Annotated in this window: 2 protein-coding genes; both read right to left on the bottom strand. The window is 72.1% G+C overall.

The window, feature by feature from the left end:
* Window positions 1-566: 566 nt before the first annotated feature.
* Window positions 567-1388, bottom strand: a complete 822-nt coding sequence (locus AQJ30_RS36305) for an AfsR/SARP family transcriptional regulator (protein WP_067242499.1) — start codon at window positions 1386-1388, stop codon at window positions 567-569.
* 694 nt (window positions 1389-2082) lie between these two features.
* Window positions 2083-2928: an AfsR/SARP family transcriptional regulator gene (locus AQJ30_RS36300; RefSeq protein ID WP_067242497.1), complete on the bottom strand. Its 846-nt coding sequence runs from the start codon at window positions 2926-2928 to the stop codon at window positions 2083-2085.
* Window positions 2929-3255 lie beyond the last annotated feature (327 nt).

The following is a 3255-nucleotide window of genomic DNA, read 5'->3' as shown; positions in this document are numbered from 1 at the left end:
GCAGCACCCCGGCCGGGCGTCAGGGCGGTGAGCCGCCGGCGGGCGCCTCGCGGGAGCAGGGCGAGCCGCAGCCGCAGCCGGTGGAATAACCCCCCTCCCCCCTCCCCCCTCCTCTTTTCACCCGCCCCTCCCCCGCCCCCGGATCCTGGGCCGCCATCCCGGCCCGGGTCCGGGGGCGGCTTGTTGTGTTTCCCCCGCCCTCCCGACCGGCCGGCCGGATTCCGTTTGGGTTCGCGGCCGGGCCGGGCCCCTTTTCCGTTTCCGGCCGGGACGCGTTCCGTTTGCCCTCCGGCTGCTTTTCCGCATCCCGCGGGGGCACGTATCCGGCCGGATACGGAATGCGGGAGGGGGATGTGTGTCATTGCCGTACGACCCGGGAAGGATCAGGTGGGGAAAGCGCCGGGATGCTTCTTCGGGGTGCTTCTTCGGGGTTCTACTGGGAATGCGGGCGAGGCGGGGGGTGGGGGTGCGGGAAATGCCGTGTGCACGGCACCCGGAGCCGGGTGCCGTGCACGGTGGTGGATGTGTGACGTCTCAGTACGATGCGGCCCCCGCTCCGGTCGGCCTCAGGCGGCGTAGAGGTCGAAGGTCGAGGTGCGCCGGGCGCCGGCGACGACGTCGAGCTGCGGGTCGACGGACAGCATGGCGTGGTGCAGGCGCTGCAGCTGCGGCGAGGGCTCCACGCCCAGTTCCTCGATGAGGCGGATGCGCAGCTTGCGGTAGACGGCCAGGGCGGATGCCTGGCGTCCGGAGCGGTACAGCGCCACCATGGCCTGCGAGTGCAGCCCTTCGTGGTGGGGGTAGCGGGCGGTCAGCTCGGCGAGCTCGGCGATGAGCTCGGAGTGACGGCCAAGGCGCAGGTCGGCGTCGATGCGCCGCTCCACGGTGCCCAGCCGGCTCTCCTCCAGGCGCATGACCTCGATGGAGAGCACCGGGCCGACGCGCACGTCGACCAGGGCGGGTCCGCGCCACAGCTCCAGCGCCTTGCGGAAGCGGTCGGCGGAGGCCTCGTCGTCGCCGGCCTCGAAGGCCGAGCGGCCCTCGGTGACGAGGCGTTCGTACTCGTGCACGTCGACGCACTCGGGCGGTATCTGCAGCAGGTATCCGCCGTGCCGGGTGGCGAGCACCTCCTTGGCCCGGCCGGGGGCGTCGGGTCCCATGGCGGTGCCCAGGTGCCGGCGCAGCTGCAGGATGTAGGTCTGCAGGGTGGTGAGCGCGCTCTGCGGCGGCTCGGTTCCCCAGATCTCCTCCATGAGCGTGGGGACCGGCATCACCCGTCCGGGGTAGAGGGCGAGCAGGGAGAGAATCTGCCGCGGCTTGCCGGCCGTGGGGACCAGTGATCCCCCGTTGACCTCGGCGCTCAAGGGACCCAGAACCTGAATCTTCACTGCTTTCCTCCGTACTCGTCGGGTTCCTCTCGTGGCTGAATTCCGTCGCCGGGAGCACACTAGCGGCAATCACGCGGCACCCGGTTTTTCTCCACCGGGGCTTGAGGACGTTTCGACTGTCCGCCGGGGCCGTCGCACGGCCGGCTCGAGAACGGGTGAACAGCGGCTCGACCGCGCGCGGCGGGAATTGCTTTCGTGAGGGATTGAGCGGTGCAGGTGAAATGCACATACGCATGCGAATGCGAATGCGAATGCGAATGCGAATGCGGAATGTTTCCTTTCGGATCCGTGCGGGATCCAGGGGGTCGTGCAGGTGCGGGTGCGGTGCGCGGGTGCGGTGCGGGTGCGCGCGTGGGGGGGCCTGTGGCCGGGACCCAGGGGTGCCGGGGGTGCCGGGGATGCGGCGGCGGCCCGGTGCCCGCGGGTGGGGGCACCGGGCCGCCGCCGGGCCGGCCTGGCAGGGGCGCGTCCTGGCAGGGCGCGCCGCCGTGTGCATGTGGGGGGGAGGCACTCGACGGCCGGAAAAAGGGGGGGCCGAGGAGGAGGGGGGAGGGCCTGTGGTGGCCAGGGCGGCCGGGACGGCCGGGGAGGGTGCCGGGGGCCGGGGGTGGTGGCCGGCGGCTGGGGGTGGTGGCGGGGGGCCAGGGGCGGCGGCCTGGGGGGTGGCCGGGCCTGGGTTGCGGGGGGGGGTGGGTCAGGTGGCGGTGACGAGGCGGCGGCCGGTGGCGCCGGGCGCCAGGGCGGTCGTCTCGGGGTGGGCCATGAGGATGGAGCGCTGCAGGCGCTGCAGTTCGGCGGAGGGCTCAAGGCCCAGGTCGCGCACGAGGGTGGCGCGCAGCCGCTGGTAGACCTCCAGGGCTTCGCCGCGGCGCCCGGAGCGGTACAGGGCGAGCATGAACTGCCCGTGCAGGCTCTCGTGGGTGCGGTAGCGGTTGACCAGGACGGTCAGTTCGGCGAGCAGTTCGCGGTGGCGTCCGAGCTTGAGGTCGGCCTCGATGCGCTGGTCCAGTGCGCACAGCCGGTTCTCCTCCAGGCGGCGGATCTCCATCTCCAGCTGTGCGCCGGCCTGGACGTCGGCCAGGGCGGTGCCGGTCCACAGTCCCAGGGCCTCGCGCAGCTGGCGGGCGGCGGCGGTGTAGTCGCCGGCGTCCATGGCCCGGTAGCCGGTGCCGGCCAGGCGCTCGAAGGTGCGCACGTCGTTGCTGCCGCCGCCGGCGGCGAGCAGGTAGCCGCTCGGCATGGTCACCAGGACGTCCTTGGCGGTGCGCCGGGCGGCGCCGTCGGTGTCCGGCTGCGGGGGTGCGGCCTGCAGGGCGGCGGAGATGAGCTCGCGCAGCTGCAGGACGTAGGTCTGCAGGGTGGTGCGGGCGCTGCGCGGCGGGGCGGCGCCCCACAGCTCGTCGATCAGTGAACTGACCGGCACCACCCGGTCGGCGTGCAGTGCCAGCAGGGCCAGCACCTGGCGCGGCTTGGGGGCCGTCGGCGTGATGGAGATGCCTCTCTCCCGTACGGCCAGTGCGCCCAGTACCTCGATGTCCACGCGGTCCTCCCCTGTCTGATGCCCGAGTGTGCGGTCGCCGCGGCCGTCCCCTCGTGCCTGGACCGGCGACGCGACCAGACTAAAAACAGCACACCGGGTACGTCAATACCAAACCGCCTGCCCTGTATTTTCCAAGGGGATCTCCGGTGACGAATCGCCCTGACCTGCGGGTATGCATTTCTCTAGCGATCCTTGAGCTGTTCTGCAGGGGGACGCGAGGAGCTGTCGAGCGGGAAACGGGGGTTTGATGATCGAACTCCGGTCGCTAAACCGACCTTCGGGTTTGGTCTGGGGGTGGGGGTGAGGGGGCTGGTGGTGCGGGTGGTG

This window comes from Streptomyces longwoodensis (assembly GCF_001514125.1).
GTDB lineage: Bacteria > Actinomycetota > Actinomycetes > Streptomycetales > Streptomycetaceae > Streptomyces > Streptomyces longwoodensis.
The sequence above is the reverse complement of the archived record's forward strand: the minus strand, read 5'-3'. Positions and strand labels throughout refer to the sequence as shown.